We start from the raw sequence: 14,077 nt of genomic DNA on the forward strand, positions 1-14,077 counted from the left end.
GCCGAGGCGGTCAGGGTCGCCGAGGGCACCGACCCGGGGGCGGAGATGGGCCCGGTCATCACCGCGGCCTCGAAGGAGCGGATGAAGTCGATCGTGACCTCCGCGGCCGAGGCCGGGGCGGACCTGGTCGTGGACGGGCGCGAGTTCACCGTCCCGGGCAAGGAGGACGGGTTCTGGTTCGGGCCCACCGTGATCGACAACGTGGGAACGGACATGGCCGCCTACACCGAGGAGATCTTCGGCCCGGTCCTGGGCGTGGTGAGGGTGCAGACCGTGGAGGAGGCCATCGAGCTGATCAACTCCAACCCCTACGGCAACGGCACCGCGATCTTCACCTCCTCCGGCTCCAACGCCCGCAAGTTCCACCGCGGGGTCCACGTGGGCATGATCGGGGTCAACGTCCCGATCCCCGTCCCGGTCGCCTACCACTCCTTCGGCGGCTGGAAGAACTCCCTCTTCGGCGACAAGCACATCTACGGCGAAGAAGGCGTCTCCTTCTACACCCGCGCCAAGGTCGTCACCCAACGCTGGCCCGAACCCACCCACGCCTCCGGCGCCTCCTACAACTTCCCCTCCAACTAGGCGTGCGCGCCAACGCTGAAAGGCAACCGATGACCGACATCGAGAACAAGCTCATCATCGGCACCGCACCGGATTCGTGGGGAGTCTGGTTCGCCGACGACCCGAAGCAGATCCCCTGGGAGCGCTTCCTCGACGAAGTGGCCGAGGCTGGGTACAAGTGGATCGAGCTGGGGCCGTACGGCTACCTCCCGACCGATCCCTCGCGGCTCGCCGACGAGCTCAAGGCCCGCGACCTCCGGGTCTCGGCGGGAACCGTGTTCACCGCGTTCCATAGGGGTGGGCGGCCGCAGGACGCAGCGTTCGAGGAGGCGTGGGAGCCTGCTCGCCGCGTCGCCGAGCTGACCGCCGCCATGGGCGGCGAGCACATTGTCGTCATCCCCGCCATGTGGCGCGACGACGTGACGGGCGAGGCCGTCGAGAACGAGGTGCTCACCTCTGAGCAGTGGGACTCGCTGTTCAAGGGCCACGATGAGCTCGGCCGGCGGCTCGGCGAGCAGTTCGGGCTCAAGCAGCAGTTCCACTCGCATGCGGACTCGCACGTCCAGGGGCAGGCGGACATCGAGCGGCTGCTCGAGAACACCGATCCCGAGCTGCTCACCCTGTGCCTCGACACGGGGCACGCCGAGTACGGCGGGGCGAGCAGTGTCGACCTCATCCGCAAGTATCCCGAGCGCATCGGCTACCTGCACCTCAAGCAGATCGATCCGGACGTCCTCGCGAAGGTCCGGGCCGAGAACCTGACCTGGGCGGCTGCGAACCTCGCGGGCGTCATGGCCGAGCCGCCGTCGGGCCTTCCCGACCTGCGCGAGGTCATCGAGGCCGTCGAAGGCCTCGGCCGTCCGATCTTCGGCATCGTGGAGCAGGACATGTACCCCGTCGCATTCGACGTCCCGCTCCCCATCGCGAAGCGGACCCGCAGCTACCTCCTCTCGTGCGGCTCCCGGACCCGCGTCTCCTGACCCCTCGGTCCACGCCGGACCCTCTCTGAAAGGCTCATTCCATGACTGAGAACCTGCGCGTCGCCGTCATCGGCGCCGGCCGTATGGGCGCCGACCACATCCAGCGCCTGCACACGCGCATCCACGGCGCCGAAGTGGCCGCCGTCGTCGACATCGACCTGGACCGTGCCAAGGCCGCGGTCGAGGGCATCCCCGGGGCACGGGCCTTCGCGACCCCTGACGAGGCGTACGAAGCGGGGGATGTCAACGCCGTCCTCATCGCCACTCCCGGGTTCCTGCACGAGCAGGCCCTCCTCGAGGCGCTCCAGCGCGACATCCCGATCCTCTGCGAGAAGCCGCTCACTCCTGACGCCGCGTCTGCGTGGAAGATCGTCGAGGCCGAGCAGAAGCTGGGCCGCCAGCGCATTCAGGTGGGCTTCATGCGCCGCTTCGACCAGGAATACCTGCAGCTCGGCGGGCTCGTCCGGTCGGGAGAGCTCGGGGAGCTGCTCATGCTCCACTGCCGGCACCGCAACCCGGACACCCCCGCTGGCTTCACGAACGAGATGCTCATCAACGACTCCGTCGTCCACGAGTTCGACGTCATCCGCTACCTGACCGGCGAGGAGATCACGTCGGTGCAGGTGCGTCTCGGCAAGTCGACCTCGAAGGCACCGAACGGGCAGCACGACCCCCAGCACGTCCTCATCGAGACCACGTCAGGCGTCCTCGCGGACGTGGAGATCTTCGTCAACGCCCAGTTCGGATACCAGGTCGCGACCGAGGCCGCGTTCGAGGACGGCATCGTCGAGATCGGGGGCGACACCGGGCCGTACCTCCGCCGCGCGGGCCATTGGGGCGGCGAGGTCACGCCAGGGTTCGAGGCGCGCTTCGGTGCCGCCTACGATCGCGAGGTCCAGTCGTGGGTCGACGCAGCCCTTCGCGGCGAGATCGGCGGGCCCTCTGCGTGGGACGGCTACGCGACCGCCGCTTGCTGCGAGGCCGGCGTGGAGGCGCAGAAGAGCGGCGACAAGGTCGCCGTCGTGCTCAACGAGAAGCCCGCCCTGTACGGGGGCAGCGCCCTGTGAAGATCGCACTCGACCCCACTCCGTTCCATGCCACGCACTCGCTGCTCGAGTTCCCGGCCCTTGCGGCCGATCTCGGGTACGAGTACCTCCAGCTGACCCCGCACCGGGACATGATTCCGTTCTTCACGCACCCGAAGGCCGACGACGAGCTCGTGCGCCAGTTCCGCAAGGCATGCGCCGACGCCGGCGTCGAGGTTGCCTCCGTGCTGCCGGTACTCCGCTGGTCCGGGCCCGACGAGCAGCTGCGCGAGGCCGCCGTTCGCTACTGGAAGCGGGCGATCCAGATCACCGTGGACCTCGGTGCGAACCAGATGAACACCGAGTTCTCGGGGCGGCCGGAGAAGCCGGAGGAGTCCGAGGCCTGCTTCTACAAGTCCATGGAGGAGCTCCTGCCGATCTTCGAGCGCGAGGGCGTCCACGTGGCGATCGACCCGCACCCGGACGACTTCGTCGAGGAGGGCCTCGCCGCCCTGCGAGTGATCCGTGGCCTCAACTCCCCGAACGTCGGGATGGTGTACGTCGCGTCGCACACGTTCCACATGAAGGACGAGCCGCTCGAGATCATGCGCGCGGCGGGGGATCGCCTGCGCGTGGTCCACGTCTCGGACACCATGGACCACCACGCCTCGCATGGCCTCCGGTACATCACTAATCCGCCCGGCAACCCCGTCAGGGTGCACCAGCACCTCAAGATCGGCGACGGCGACGTGAACTGGGACGAGTTCTTCGGCGGCCTGGGCGAGATCGGGTTTCTGGACCGCGAGGACACTGTCATGGTCTCGAGCGTCTTCGCCGAGGACGAGAACGCGGACGAGGTCTCGCGCTACCAGCTGCGCACCATCAAGGACCGCGTCTCGGGTACAGCTAACCGCCCCTAAACCCCGTCTCGGGTACAGCTAACCGCCCCTGCATCCGTTTCGGGTACAGCTAACCGCCCCTGCATCCGTTTCGGGTACAGCTAACGCCTCTTCAAGGCGTCTCGGGTACGCCAACACAGACCGCCGGATCCATTAGGGTCCGGCGGTCTGTGTCGTTCTGGGATTTACGCCCCGGCGGTCGGTCCTGTCGCCACAGGAAGGGAGCGGCCCACCCTCCGCCTTCGTCTCGGGTACAGATATTCGCTCCTCAGGGCGTTTCGGGTGCGCCAATGTCACTTCGCTTCAAGCACGACGGCGGGTGCCGGGCCTTGAGGGGCCGGGCACCCGCCGTCGTGCTCTCCGACATCGTGCGGTTGGTGTTCCCGAGACGGGTGAGGGGGGTGGGTTGGTGTACCCGAGACGGGTGAGGGGGGTGGGTTGGTGTACCCGAGACGGTGGTCAGGCGGTGAAGGGGAGGCGGCGGTCGATGTCCTGGGCCTCCCACGTGCTGCGGATCCAGCCGTGGTGGGGGTCGTCGCTGATGAGCCATTCGCGCACCCGGCCGGGGCCAGCCATGACGTTGAGGTAGTAGAGGTCGTAGCCCGGCGCGGCCATCGCGGGACCATGCCAGCCGTAGGGGACGAGGACGACGTCCCCGGTCCGCACCTCCGCGTTGACGTCGATCGGCCGGTCGTCCGAGGCGTATACGCGCGCGTAGCCGACGGGGTCCTTGCCAGCGGTGTCGGCCTCCCCCGATTCGGCGGCGGTGGCGGTGAGGGAGCCCGGGGCGAGGCGGGTCTCGAAGTAGTAGATCTCCTCGAGGAAGGTCTCGCCGTCCTTCTCCTCGTCGTGCTTGTGGGGCGGGTATGAGGACCAGTTGCCGGCGGGGGTGATGACCTCGCACACGATGAAGCGGTCGGCCTCAAGGGCGGCCGGGGTCCCGAAGTTGTGCACCTGCCGCGAGCAGTTGCCAGCGCCGCGAAGCTCGACGGGCGTCTCCTCGGCCCTGACGAGGCGGGTCGGGTACTCGGTCTTGGCTGGGGCGAGCGCGACGGCGACCCGGCCCCCCTGAGCGCTCGAAATCTCCACGGCCCGACCGACTCCGGTGTAGAGCACGTCGCTCGGGCCAGCGAAGACGGAGTCGCGCCCGCGCAGGGTGTGCTCCTCGCCGTCGACCGCCGCCTTGAAGGCTCCGTCCAGGGGAACCACGATGCGCTCCTCGCCGGCAGCCTCGAGGGAGACGCTCGCGCCCGGCGCGAGCTCGGCGACCTTGATGCCCGTATGCTCCCAGCCGTCGACGTCGAGCCTGCTGTCATGGGCGCCGAGCGAAACCTGCCAGGCGCCCTCGGAAGCCGAGCCCAGAGGGTAGACCCACTCTGCCATAGGGTGTTTTCCTTCCTGTCTGTGATCCGAATCCAGGGGAAGTCAGCGCTGGACCAGGGTCATCTCAAAGCTGTACGAGTCGGCGCGGTACACGTGCCGACCGGTCTCGACGTTGCGCCCTGTGTCGTCGACCGCGGTGCGCTCCATGGTGACGAGCGCGGATCCGGGCGTGGTCTGGAGGAGCTCGGCCTGGTAGTCATCGGCGACGGTCGCCCCGATGCGCTGGTTCGCGAGCCGGAAGTTCACGCCTGCCTCGCGCAGGATCTGGTACATGCCGCGCTGGCGGAGCCCCTCCTCCGTGAGCTCCGCGATGTCGTCCCGTACCCAGTTCTCCATGAGGGCAAGCGGCTTCTCGCCCACCGAGCGGAGGCGGGTGAAGTGGTAGACGCCGACTCCGGGCAGCAGCTGGAGAGTATCGGCGATCTCGTCCTCGATGGGGCCGTGGCTGAACGCCAGGACCCGGGTTGTCGGCTTCTGGCCTCCGCGCGAGAGGTCGTCGTAGAGGCTCGAGAGCTCGAGATGGCGACGCACCTGGCTCGCGACGACCTGGGTTCCGACGCCGCGCTTGCGGACCAGCAGCCCCGCACGGACGAGCTCGTCCATGGCCTTGCGCATCGTGGGGCGGGAGAGATTGAGCTGCGCCGCGAGCTCGATCTCGTTCTCGAGCTTGGACCCCGGCTCGAGCGCGCCGGTACGGATCATCCCTTCGATGCCCTGCACGACCTGATGGTAGAGCGGGACGGGGGATGAGCGGTCGATGGGGATGTTGAGGCTGGTCGCCATGACCCCTCCTTGGGCTGGGCGGTGAATACCCGGCTTCGTATGTTTATTTGATAGGACAAAGCTCCTGCATTGATCTTAGCATTTGTGACCGCTCGATGTCAGGCATTTTGAGCAGGGCCGGCCGCTCGGCCCTTGTCGCTCCGGGGTGACAAATGAGCCACGAAGTGACGTGATCGGAAGCATGTCAGTACTAAGGCCTCGGCGGGCTGGTTGAGGCCCGGACCACGAGGGTTGGCTCGAGGAGGGCTCTTCTGGGCGGCGCGTCCGGGTCCGCGAGGCGGGCGAGCAGGGTGCGGGCGGCCTCGGCGCCGATCTCCCGGCTGTGGGGGTCGACGCTCGTGAGCGCGAGGTGGCGGTAGGCGGCCAGCGGCGAGTTGTCGTAGCCGACGACGGCGATCCCGCTCGGCGCGGCAAGCCTCCTTTCGTCCAACGCGGCGAGGGCGCCGATGGCCATCACGTCGTTCGCGGCGACGATCGCGGTCAGGCCCGGCTGTTCCTTGAAGAGTTCGACGGCGGCCGCGTAGCCGTCGGGCTCCGCCGTTCCGCGGTCGGTCCCAGCGACGATCGCTTCGAGCCCCGCCTGCCGCATGGACCGCTCGTAGCCCCGGCGACGATGTGCCGCCGGCCCGCCCCGACCGCTCACATGTCCGATCGTGCGGTGCCCCAGCCCGAGCAGGTGGCGTGTGGCAAGCTCACCGCCGCGCTCGTCGTCGCCCGCTACGACGTCGGCGTCGGGAAGCGTGGCCGGGCCGAGTTCGCGGACGCCCGCGACGACGACGGGCACGGAGACGTTCTTCAGCAGCGCGGCGTCGGGCTCGGCGGCGAGCACGAGGGCGTCGACATGCTGGGCCAGGAAGCCGTCCACCGGGTTGCGTCCAGAGGCGGCTTCGAGCTGGAAGTCGGCGACGCTCACGGTGTAGCCGGCGGGATCGAGCACTGAGCGCAGGCCCGCGAGGAGCTCGACGAACCAGGGGTTGCGGAAGTCGTCGATGAGGACGCCGACCGAGCGGGTCTGCTGGCTGGCGAGGGCGCTCGCGGCACGGCTTGGCCGGTAGCCGAGTTCCTCGATGGCCATGAGCACCGCATCACGGCGGGCGTCGCTCACATGGGGCGCCCCTCGGAGGACGAGGGAGACGAGGGATTTGGAGACCCCAGCCCGCTGCGCGACGTCGTAGATCGTCGGGCGGGCGGGGGAGTCTCTCGTCGTCACGCGACCATCATGGCACCCGCGTGAGGGGCCGTCGTCGCACGCCACGACCCTATTGACAGGACAATGTGTCCTTCCTATGCTCGTTTGTGGAGCGCTCCAAAAGCCGCCCTCATCCCAGACTTCCTCAATCACCGCCCCGCCTCAAAGGAGAGACCATGTCCGAGTCCCTCGGCGTCGCCGTCATCGGCGCCGGCATGGCAGGCAAGGCCCACGCCGCCGCCTACCGTGCCGCTAGCACGCTCTACCGCCCCACCCTGCCCGAGATCCGCCTGGTCTCGATCGGGGACGTCAACGCCGAGTTCGGCCGGGCCGCCGCCCGACGCTTCGGCTACGAGCGCCACGACGCGTCATGGCAGGCCATCGCGGAGGCCGAGGACATCGACGTCGTGAGCGTGGTCATCGCGAACGCGCTGCACCGCGAGGTGGTCGAGGGCCTCCTGGCTGCTGGAAAGCACGTCCTGTGCGAGAAGCCGCTCTCGGACACCCTCGGGGATGCCCGCGCGATGGCCGACGCCGCCCGCGCCGCCGAGGCGGCAGGGACGCTGGGCCGCATCGGCTTCACGTTCCGCCGCACCCCCGGGATCGCAGCGATCCGCGAACTGATCCAGGACGGCACCCTCGGGCGTCCGCTCCACTTCAGCGGACGGTACTGGACCGACTACGGCTGCAGCCCGAGCGCACCGATGAGCTGGCGGTACAAGGGCGGTCCTGGATCGGGCGCCCTCGCCGACGTCGGAAGCCATCTGGCCTACGTCGGGGAGTTCCTGTGCGGGGACATCCAGACCGTCTCCGGGGGCCAGCTCTCCACCGCGATCGCCAAGCGGCCGCTCCCGCTCGGGGCCGTCATGGGCCACGACCATGCGGCAGTGAGCGACGCTTTCGAGGCGGTGGAGAACGACGACGTCGCCGCCTTCTCCGCGGAGTTCGAACAGTGCATCGGGTCCCTTTCCGTCTCCCGTGTCGCCGCCGGCCACGCGAACTCGCTCATGTTCGAGGTGTTCTGCGAGAACGGCGCCGCGCTCTTCGACCAGCGCCGCCCCGCCGAGATCGGCCTGTTCCTCTCGGACGGCCCCTCCGTGCAGAACGGCTACCGTCAAGTGATCCTGGGCCCCGAGCACCCCTACATTGCGGGCGGCCTTCCGATGGACGCGCCCAGCGTCGGGTTCGGGCAGAACGAGGCCTTCGCCTACCAGGCCCGCGCGTTCCTCGAGGAGGTCGCCGGCGTTCCCGAGTCCGAATCGCTCCCGCGGTGCGCGACGTTCGATGACGGCGTGCGCAACATGGAAGTCCTCGCGGCCGTGACCGAGTCCGCACAGAACAATGGAAAGAAGGTCTCGCTGTGAAGCTGGGTGTCTACAACGCGATCCTGCACGACCGTTCCCTCCCCGAGGCCCTCGAGGTCATTGCCGGCCTCGGCCTGAGCGGCATCGAGATCAACACCGGCGGGTTCCTCCCCGCGGTCCACGTGCCCACGTTCGACGACATCCTGGTCTCGGATGCCGCTCGGGACGAGTACCTCGGCGTCTTCGAGGGGACGGGCGTCTCGATCGCGGGGCTCAACTGCAACGGCAACCCGCTGCACCCCAAGCCCGAGATCGGCGGGAAGCACGCCGAAGACATCCGCCGCTCGATCCGACTCGCGGAGCGCCTTGGCCAGAACCGCGTCGTGACCATGTCCGGCCTCCCCGGCGGCGAGCCTGGAGCGACGGTGACGAACTGGATCGTGAACGCGTGGAACTCCGCCGCGCTCGCCGTCCTGGACTACCAGTGGGAGATCGCCGCCGAGTTCTGGCGCGAGACAGACCGCTTCGCTGCGGATCACGGCGTGAAGGTCGCACTCGAACTGCATCCGCAGAACCTCGTGTTCAACACGGCCGACGTCTACCGGCTCGTCGAGCTCACCAAGGCGAGCCATGTCGGCGTCGAACTCGACGCCTCGCACCTCTTCTGGCAGCAGATGGACCCGGTCGCCGTGGTCCGCGAGCTCGGACCGCTCGTCTTCCACGCCGCGGCCAAGGACGTGCGGATCAACCCGGAGAACGCGAAGCTCTACGGCGTGCTGGACAACCGGTTCCGCCGGCTGTCTCCCGAGGAGCCCCGCACGAACCTCGGCGGCGACGAATGGGCCAACGAGTGGCCCAGGGACTCGGCGTGGGACTTCGTCGCCCTCGGACGCGGGCACGACGCCGCCTACTGGGCCGAGTTCCTCCGCGCCCTGCATGAGGTGGACTCGGACATGATGGTCAACATCGAGCACGAGGACGTCTCCCTCGGGCGTATCGAAGGGCTCGAAGTGGCCGCGGGTGTGCTGCTCGAGGCCGCCCAGTCGGTCGGGGTTCTGGCGGAGGCCTAGCTTCCCGACGGGTGGCGGCCGCGCGTTTCCCGGCTCCCGGCGGTCGGGCGGCCCGTGCTCGACCGGACTGTGAGCGATGGTGGCACGAGGGTGTGGGCACGGCGCCCGTCCAACGCTGCGGCTGCGGCATCGACTGCCGCGGCCGCCAGCGCGTCAGGGTCCTGGCGGACGCTCGTGAGACTCACATGGGCGAGGGCCGCGAGACGTGAGTCGTCGTATCCGACGACTGAGAGGTCCGCTGGGATGTCGAGCCCTGCGGTGCCGAGCACGTGCAGGAATCCGAGGGCGGCGTCATCGTTGAAGACGACGACGCCGGTCGGCAGCTCGGCCGGGGAGCTCAAGGCCTGGAGTGCGAGGAGGGTCCTCGCGGCCCCCATCCCGTCGGTTTCAGAGGGTCCGCCGGGGAACACGAGGGGCTCTGCGCCGTCATCCGCCGCGAGCCGGGCGAACGCCGAGCGGCGTGCCTCACTCCCGACGGCCCTGCCTCCGTCGACGTGGGCGATCCGGCGGTGCCCGAGCCCGCGGAGGTGTTCGACGGCGAGTGCGATCCCGGCGGCGTCGTCCGTGGCGGCGCTTGAGAGGCGAGGATCGGACTGGGGCTGCAGGACCGAGACGACAGGGACCGGCAGCGCCGAGAGCGCCTCCGGCGTCGAGTCCGGCGCGAGGACGAGGAGTGCCTCTGCCCCGAGGTCCAGAAGCGATCGGGCTGCCTCGCTTTCGTCGCGGCGCGGTCCCCGGGCGCTCAGGGTGACGTCGAACCCGCGGGCGGCTGCGGCCGGGTAGAGGGCTTCGACGAGCTCGGAGTGGAACGGGCCGTCGACGTCGAACACGACGCCGAGCAGATGGCTGCGGGCGCTGCGGAGCAGCCGCGCGCGGGTGTCCGGGCGGTAATCGAGGCTCGCGGCGGCGGCGAGAACGCGTTCACGTGTCACCTTGCTCGCGCCCGGCGCACCCCTCATGACGATCGAGACGAGGGCTCGCGAGACGCCCGCCGCGGCGGCGACGTCGGCGAGGGTCGCCCGCTTGGTCATTGGTGCCTCCCGTCTCGACTCCTCCGAGCAGTGTACTAGAACGATCTAGCGAGTCAGTCTGGAGGCGTGCAAGACTGTGCCCAGCAATCTTCTAGATCGTTCTAGTCCGCTGTTCCGAGAGGATCAACCATGACGTACCTTCCTGTCGCGTCCGAACGCCCCGAGCCCGTCCGCGTCGGCCTCATCGGAGCAGGCTGGATGGGCGCATTCCACGCCCACAGCCTCGCGAAGCGCATCCACGAAGCGAGCCTCGTGGCCATCGCCGACCCGGCGCTCGAGGTGGCGCAGTCGCTCGCAGCCGAGCTGGGCGTCGCCCGCGTCACCCCCGAGCCCGGGGACCTGATGTCCGACTCCGAGATCGACGCCGTCGTCATCGCCGGGCCCGCCCGCTTCCACGCAGAGCTCTCCGTCGCCGCTGCCCGTGCAGGCAAGCACGTGTTCTGCGAGAAGCCCGCCTCGCTCGACCTCGACGAGTTCGCCCGTGTCGAACAGGCCGCTCTCGAGGCGGGGATCCACTGGCAGATCGGGTTCAACCGCCGCTACGCCGCAGACTTCCTCGCCGCCCGGCGGGACGTGGCGGACGGCGTCGTCGGCACCCCACAGCTGCTCCGCTCGCTCACCCGGGATCCCGGAACGGGAAGCATCCGGAACGCCGAACGCGTGCCGCGAGGGACCATCTTCCTCGAGACGCTCATCCACGACTTCGACGCCCTCAACTGGTACAACTCGGGAGCGGAGCCCGTGAGCGTCCACGTTGCAGCCGACGCCCTCGTCGAGCCGCAGCTCAGGGGGACCGGCTTCCTCGACACCGCGGTAGTGACGGTCCGCTACTCGAACGGCGCGATCGCCGTGGCGGAGGCCAGCTTCTCCGCCCTCTACGGCTACGACGTCCGGGGCGAGGTCTTCGGCTCGCGCGGGATGGTCCAGGCCGGACGTGCTACCGAGACGGCGGCCGTCCGCTTCGGCGCGAAGGGCCTCTCAGCAGCGACCCCCCGCCTCAACATCGAGCTCTTCGCCGATGCCTACACCGCCGAGCTCGCCGACTTCGCTGCGCACGTGCGGGCCAAGCGCGACGGGGGCGAGGCCCCGGACCACGGTGTTCAGCTCACCCCCGGTCTCGACGACGCAAGGCGCGCGCTCGCCGTCGCCCGCGCCTGCCTCGAGTCGATCGAGACGGGGCAGGCGGCCTTGGTGGGCACGGTCGCGTCGCGTGAAACGGACCGCGCATGAGGCTCGCCGTGTGCGCCGAGATGATGTTCACGGACCTGCGAGGCCGGCTACGAGGGGGCGGTCGGCCTCGAGGCGCTTCGGGCGGTCCAGAGGACGCGCTCGAGGCGTTCCGGGCGGCCTTCGGGGGCTGAGCCTCCTCCCGCCGGATGACGCCGCGCCCCGCCCTTCGGACATCACCCCGCGCTCCAGCGCGGGGTCGAGTCCGAAGGGCAGGGTACTTCTGGGAGGATAGTTCCGGCCCCTCGCGGCGGGGGCTCGCGAGAGGAGAGGCATGGGCTACACGCACCTTGTGATCGGTGCCGGCGCGATCGGCTCGGCGGCGGCCTATTGGCTGTCCCGGCGCCCCGGGACCCGGGTGCTCGTGATCGAGCAGTTCGACCTCGTGAACACGCTCAACTCCTCCGGCGACGCCTCGCGCATCATCCGCCATGCCTACCACAGCACCGACTACACCAAGCTCACGCCCGCGATGTTCGAGGCCTGGCAGGAGATCGAGGAACGCTCCGGCCTCCAGCTGTACGTCAAGACCGGCGGCCTCGACCTCGCGACCTCAGCCGGGGCCAGCCTCGCTGAGCTCGGCGCGTACCGGGCGGCGCTCGCCGCCGAGCGCATCCCGTACGAAGACCTCACGGCCCGGGAGATCCGGGCCCGCTACCCGCAGTGGAACATCGACGACGATGTGACCGGCATGTACCAGGAGTCCGGCGGACTCATCGACATCCGGAAGAGCGTGGCTGCGCACACGTCGCTCGCCCTCGCCCACGGTGTCGAGTTCCTGCCCGGGACGAAGGTGACGGGCGTCGTCGTCCGGCCCGAGAGCGTCACGGTGCGCACTGCGCGCGGCGATTTCGACGCCGACAACCTCGTCGTGGCGGCCGCTTCCTGGCTCGGGGAGCTCATGCCGGACCTCGGCCTCGACTACAGCCTCACTCTCTCGCAGGAGCAGGTCAGCTACTTCACGTCCCAGCACCTCGCGGACTTCACGCCCTCCAAGTTCCCCGTCTGGATCTTCCACGGCGATGAGGCCTTCTACGGCTTCCCGGTGTACGGCGAACCGGGGGTGAAGCTCGCGCGGGACATGCGCGGACGGTTCATCGAGAGCGGCGAGCGGGTCTTCGAGGGCGACGACGACGAGGCCGCGATCCTGCGGGGCTTCCTCGAACGGTACCTGCCTGCCGCGGCCGGCCCCGTCTACGCGAACAGGACGTGCGTGTACGACATGGCCCCCGACCGCGACTTCGTCCTCGACACCCTTCCCCACGCCCCGCACGTCGCGGTCTTCAACGGCGCCGGGCACGCCGGCAAGTTCGCGAGCCTTGTCGGGCGGATCCTCTCCGAGCTGCTCACGGACGGCACGGCGTCGCTCCCGATCGAGGCGTTCTCCCTGCGTCGCCCGGCCATCGCCGACCCGGGCTTCGAGCCCGTCTTCCGGCTCGGCTGAGGATCGATCTGGCTAGTCTGTCCCCATGAATGCGACTCCCGCGCTCGGCCCCATGCCACGCACGCTCGACGTCGAATCGCTCGAGCAGTTCGACCGGCTCGTGGCCGAGGGCGCCCGCCGCATGTCCGGGTGGCACCTCCAGTCCATCGACTTCTCCGGCCGTTCGGCCCCGCTCAAGGCCCTGGACCCCTCGGGCGCAGTCTTCCTCGGCTGCACCCTCTCGCCCGGGATGGAGGAGTCGCTCCGTGCGAGGGGCGCGCTCGTCTTCCCGGCCATCCCCGGGCTGCCCTTCAACCCGTACCGCCCCGGCCTCTACACAGGACAGGAGCTGTACGAGGGTGTCGAGTCCCGTCCCTATGAGGAGACCCCGGACGCCCTCATCTACGCGTGGACCAAGCAGCAGGGCCGGGCCGGCGTCGCGAGTGCACTGTCGGTCGCCCTGCACGACCACCACATCGGCGAGTCGCTTCAGGGGGCGCTCGAGGGGCCGTTCGGCGGGCGGAAGATCGTGGGCGTCATGGGCGGCCACGCTGGACTGCGGGGAAGCCAGGCGTACGACGACGCCGCCCGCCTCGGGCGCGGCCTCGCGCGGGCGGGCTTCGTGGTCGCCACGGGCGGGGGCCCGGGTGCGATGGAAGCCGCCAATCTCGGTGCCTACCTCTCGGGCCAGCCCGAGGATGCCCTCGAGGAGTCCCTCCGGCGCCTCTCGCTCGTCCCCGGCTTCCGGCCCTCGGTGAGCGCCTGGGCGCGAGCCGCGCTCGCCGTCGTCGGCCTCTGCCCGAGCGGGACTCCGAGCCTCGGCATCCCGACGTGGTTCTATGGCCACGAGCCGCCCAACATGTTCGCGACCCATATTGCGAAGTACTTCGCCAACGCGGTCCGCGAGGCTGTGCTGCTGGAGAAGGCCAACGGGGGAGTGGTGTTCCTTCCCGGGGCGGCCGGGACGGTTCAGGAGGTTTTCCAGGACGCGTGCGAGAACTTCTACGCGACGCCCGAGGCGATCAACCCGATGGTCCTCGTCGGGAAGCGGTATTGGAGCGAGGAGCTCCCGGCGTGGCCGCTGCTGCGCAGCCTTGCGGGCGAGCGTGGCATGGCCGACCGCCTGCACCTCGTGGACTCCGTCGAAGAGGCGGTCGCGGCGCTCGGGTGAAGGAGGGGTCCCGCGCGGGCGGGGCCCGGCA

Annotated in this window: 13 protein-coding genes; 9 read left to right on the plus strand and 4 right to left on the minus strand. The window is 69.6% G+C overall.

What is annotated here, in order from left to right:
• The 4 genes from E6A21_RS05295 to E6A21_RS05310 form a co-directional block, all read left to right on the plus strand.
• On the plus strand, positions 1–582 hold a 582-nt coding region (locus E6A21_RS05295), incomplete at its 5' end, for an aldehyde dehydrogenase family protein (protein ID WP_138443114.1).
• A 29-nt stretch (positions 583–611) separates the two neighbouring features.
• On the plus strand, positions 612–1,541 hold the full coding sequence (locus E6A21_RS05300) for a sugar phosphate isomerase/epimerase family protein (RefSeq protein WP_138443115.1): 930 nt from the start codon (positions 612–614) through the stop codon (positions 1,539–1,541).
• Positions 1,542–1,582: 41 nt separating this feature from the next.
• Positions 1,583–2,608 carry a Gfo/Idh/MocA family protein gene (locus E6A21_RS05305; protein WP_138443116.1) on the plus strand — a complete coding sequence of 342 codons (1,026 nt, stop codon included), beginning with the start codon at positions 1,583–1,585 and terminating at the stop codon, positions 2,606–2,608.
• Positions 2,605–3,486: a sugar phosphate isomerase/epimerase family protein gene (locus E6A21_RS05310; protein ID WP_138443117.1), complete on the plus strand. Its 882-nt coding sequence runs from the start codon at positions 2,605–2,607 to the stop codon at positions 3,484–3,486. The genes E6A21_RS05305 and E6A21_RS05310 overlap by 4 nt, the downstream gene beginning before the upstream one ends.
• Before the next feature lie 438 nt (positions 3,487–3,924).
• Here E6A21_RS05310 and iolB read toward each other — a convergent pair whose 3' ends face one another.
• The 3 genes from iolB to E6A21_RS05325 form a co-directional block, all read right to left on the minus strand.
• Positions 3,925–4,848: a 5-deoxy-glucuronate isomerase gene (iolB, locus tag E6A21_RS05315; RefSeq protein ID WP_138443118.1), complete on the minus strand. Its 924-nt coding sequence runs from the start codon at positions 4,846–4,848 to the stop codon at positions 3,925–3,927.
• 42 nt (positions 4,849–4,890) lie between these two features.
• The gene (locus E6A21_RS05320) at positions 4,891–5,631 is read right to left on the minus strand and encodes a GntR family transcriptional regulator (RefSeq protein ID WP_138443119.1); all 741 of its coding nucleotides are present in this window, start codon (positions 5,629–5,631) and stop codon (positions 4,891–4,893) included.
• A gap of 190 nt (positions 5,632–5,821) precedes the next feature.
• The gene (locus E6A21_RS05325; protein WP_138443120.1) at positions 5,822–6,841 is read right to left on the minus strand and encodes a LacI family DNA-binding transcriptional regulator; all 1,020 of its coding nucleotides are present in this window, start codon (positions 6,839–6,841) and stop codon (positions 5,822–5,824) included.
• A gap of 155 nt (positions 6,842–6,996) precedes the next feature.
• On the opposite strand from E6A21_RS05325, the gene E6A21_RS05330 reads away from it, so the two are divergent.
• Both E6A21_RS05330 and E6A21_RS05335 read left to right on the plus strand, forming a co-directional pair.
• A complete protein-coding gene (locus E6A21_RS05330) occupies positions 6,997–8,184 on the plus strand; it encodes a Gfo/Idh/MocA family protein (protein ID WP_138443121.1) in 1,188 nt (395 codons plus the stop codon).
• Positions 8,181–9,194, plus strand: coding sequence for a sugar phosphate isomerase/epimerase family protein (locus E6A21_RS05335; protein WP_138443122.1), 1,014 nt, complete (start codon positions 8,181–8,183; stop codon positions 9,192–9,194). The genes E6A21_RS05330 and E6A21_RS05335 overlap by 4 nt, the downstream gene beginning before the upstream one ends.
• On the opposite strand, the gene E6A21_RS05340 is transcribed toward E6A21_RS05335, so the two are convergent.
• Positions 9,191–10,225 (minus strand): LacI family DNA-binding transcriptional regulator, encoded by a 1,035-nt coding sequence (locus E6A21_RS05340; protein ID WP_138443123.1) that lies wholly within the window; start codon positions 10,223–10,225, stop codon positions 9,191–9,193. The genes E6A21_RS05335 and E6A21_RS05340 overlap by 4 nt on opposite strands.
• Before the next feature lie 129 nt (positions 10,226–10,354).
• Between E6A21_RS05340 and E6A21_RS05345 the strand changes: the two genes are divergently transcribed.
• The 3 genes from E6A21_RS05345 to E6A21_RS05355 all read left to right on the plus strand — a co-directional run bounded on the left by E6A21_RS05345 (position 10,355) and on the right by E6A21_RS05355 (position 14,046).
• On the plus strand, positions 10,355–11,455 hold the full coding sequence (locus E6A21_RS05345; RefSeq protein WP_138443124.1) for a Gfo/Idh/MocA family oxidoreductase: 1,101 nt from the start codon (positions 10,355–10,357) through the stop codon (positions 11,453–11,455).
• Between the two features lie 271 nt (positions 11,456–11,726).
• On the plus strand, positions 11,727–12,896 hold the full coding sequence (solA, locus tag E6A21_RS05350; RefSeq protein ID WP_138443125.1) for an N-methyl-L-tryptophan oxidase: 1,170 nt from the start codon (positions 11,727–11,729) through the stop codon (positions 12,894–12,896).
• A 25-nt stretch (positions 12,897–12,921) separates the two neighbouring features.
• Complete coding sequence (locus tag E6A21_RS05355) at positions 12,922–14,046, plus strand: LOG family protein (RefSeq protein ID WP_138443126.1); 1,125 nt, start codon at positions 12,922–12,924, stop codon at positions 14,044–14,046.
• The last annotated feature ends 31 nt before the right edge of the window (positions 14,047–14,077 follow it).

This window comes from Sinomonas susongensis (genome assembly GCF_005877005.1).
GTDB classification, from domain to species: Bacteria; Actinomycetota; Actinomycetes; order Actinomycetales; family Micrococcaceae; genus Sinomonas; species Sinomonas susongensis.

Excerpts from the sequence above, each read along its gene's own strand:
- E6A21_RS05340 (WP_138443123.1), bottom strand. The coding sequence starts at position 10,225 with ATGACCAAGCGGGCGACCCTCGCCGACGTCGCCGCCGCGGCGGGCGTC.
- iolB (WP_138443118.1), bottom strand. The coding sequence starts at position 4,848 with ATGGCAGAGTGGGTCTACCCTCTGGGCTCGGCTTCCGAGGGCGCCTGG.
- E6A21_RS05345 (WP_138443124.1), top strand. The coding sequence starts at position 10,355 with ATGACGTACCTTCCTGTCGCGTCCGAACGCCCCGAGCCCGTCCGCGTC.
- E6A21_RS05305 (WP_138443116.1), top strand. The coding sequence starts at position 1,583 with ATGACTGAGAACCTGCGCGTCGCCGTCATCGGCGCCGGCCGTATGGGC.
- solA (WP_138443125.1), top strand. The coding sequence starts at position 11,727 with ATGGGCTACACGCACCTTGTGATCGGTGCCGGCGCGATCGGCTCGGCG.
- E6A21_RS05300 (WP_138443115.1), top strand. The coding sequence starts at position 612 with ATGACCGACATCGAGAACAAGCTCATCATCGGCACCGCACCGGATTCG.
- E6A21_RS05355 (WP_138443126.1), top strand. The coding sequence starts at position 12,922 with ATGAATGCGACTCCCGCGCTCGGCCCCATGCCACGCACGCTCGACGTC.
- E6A21_RS05330 (WP_138443121.1), top strand. The coding sequence starts at position 6,997 with ATGTCCGAGTCCCTCGGCGTCGCCGTCATCGGCGCCGGCATGGCAGGC.
- E6A21_RS05320 (WP_138443119.1), bottom strand. The coding sequence starts at position 5,631 with ATGGCGACCAGCCTCAACATCCCCATCGACCGCTCATCCCCCGTCCCG.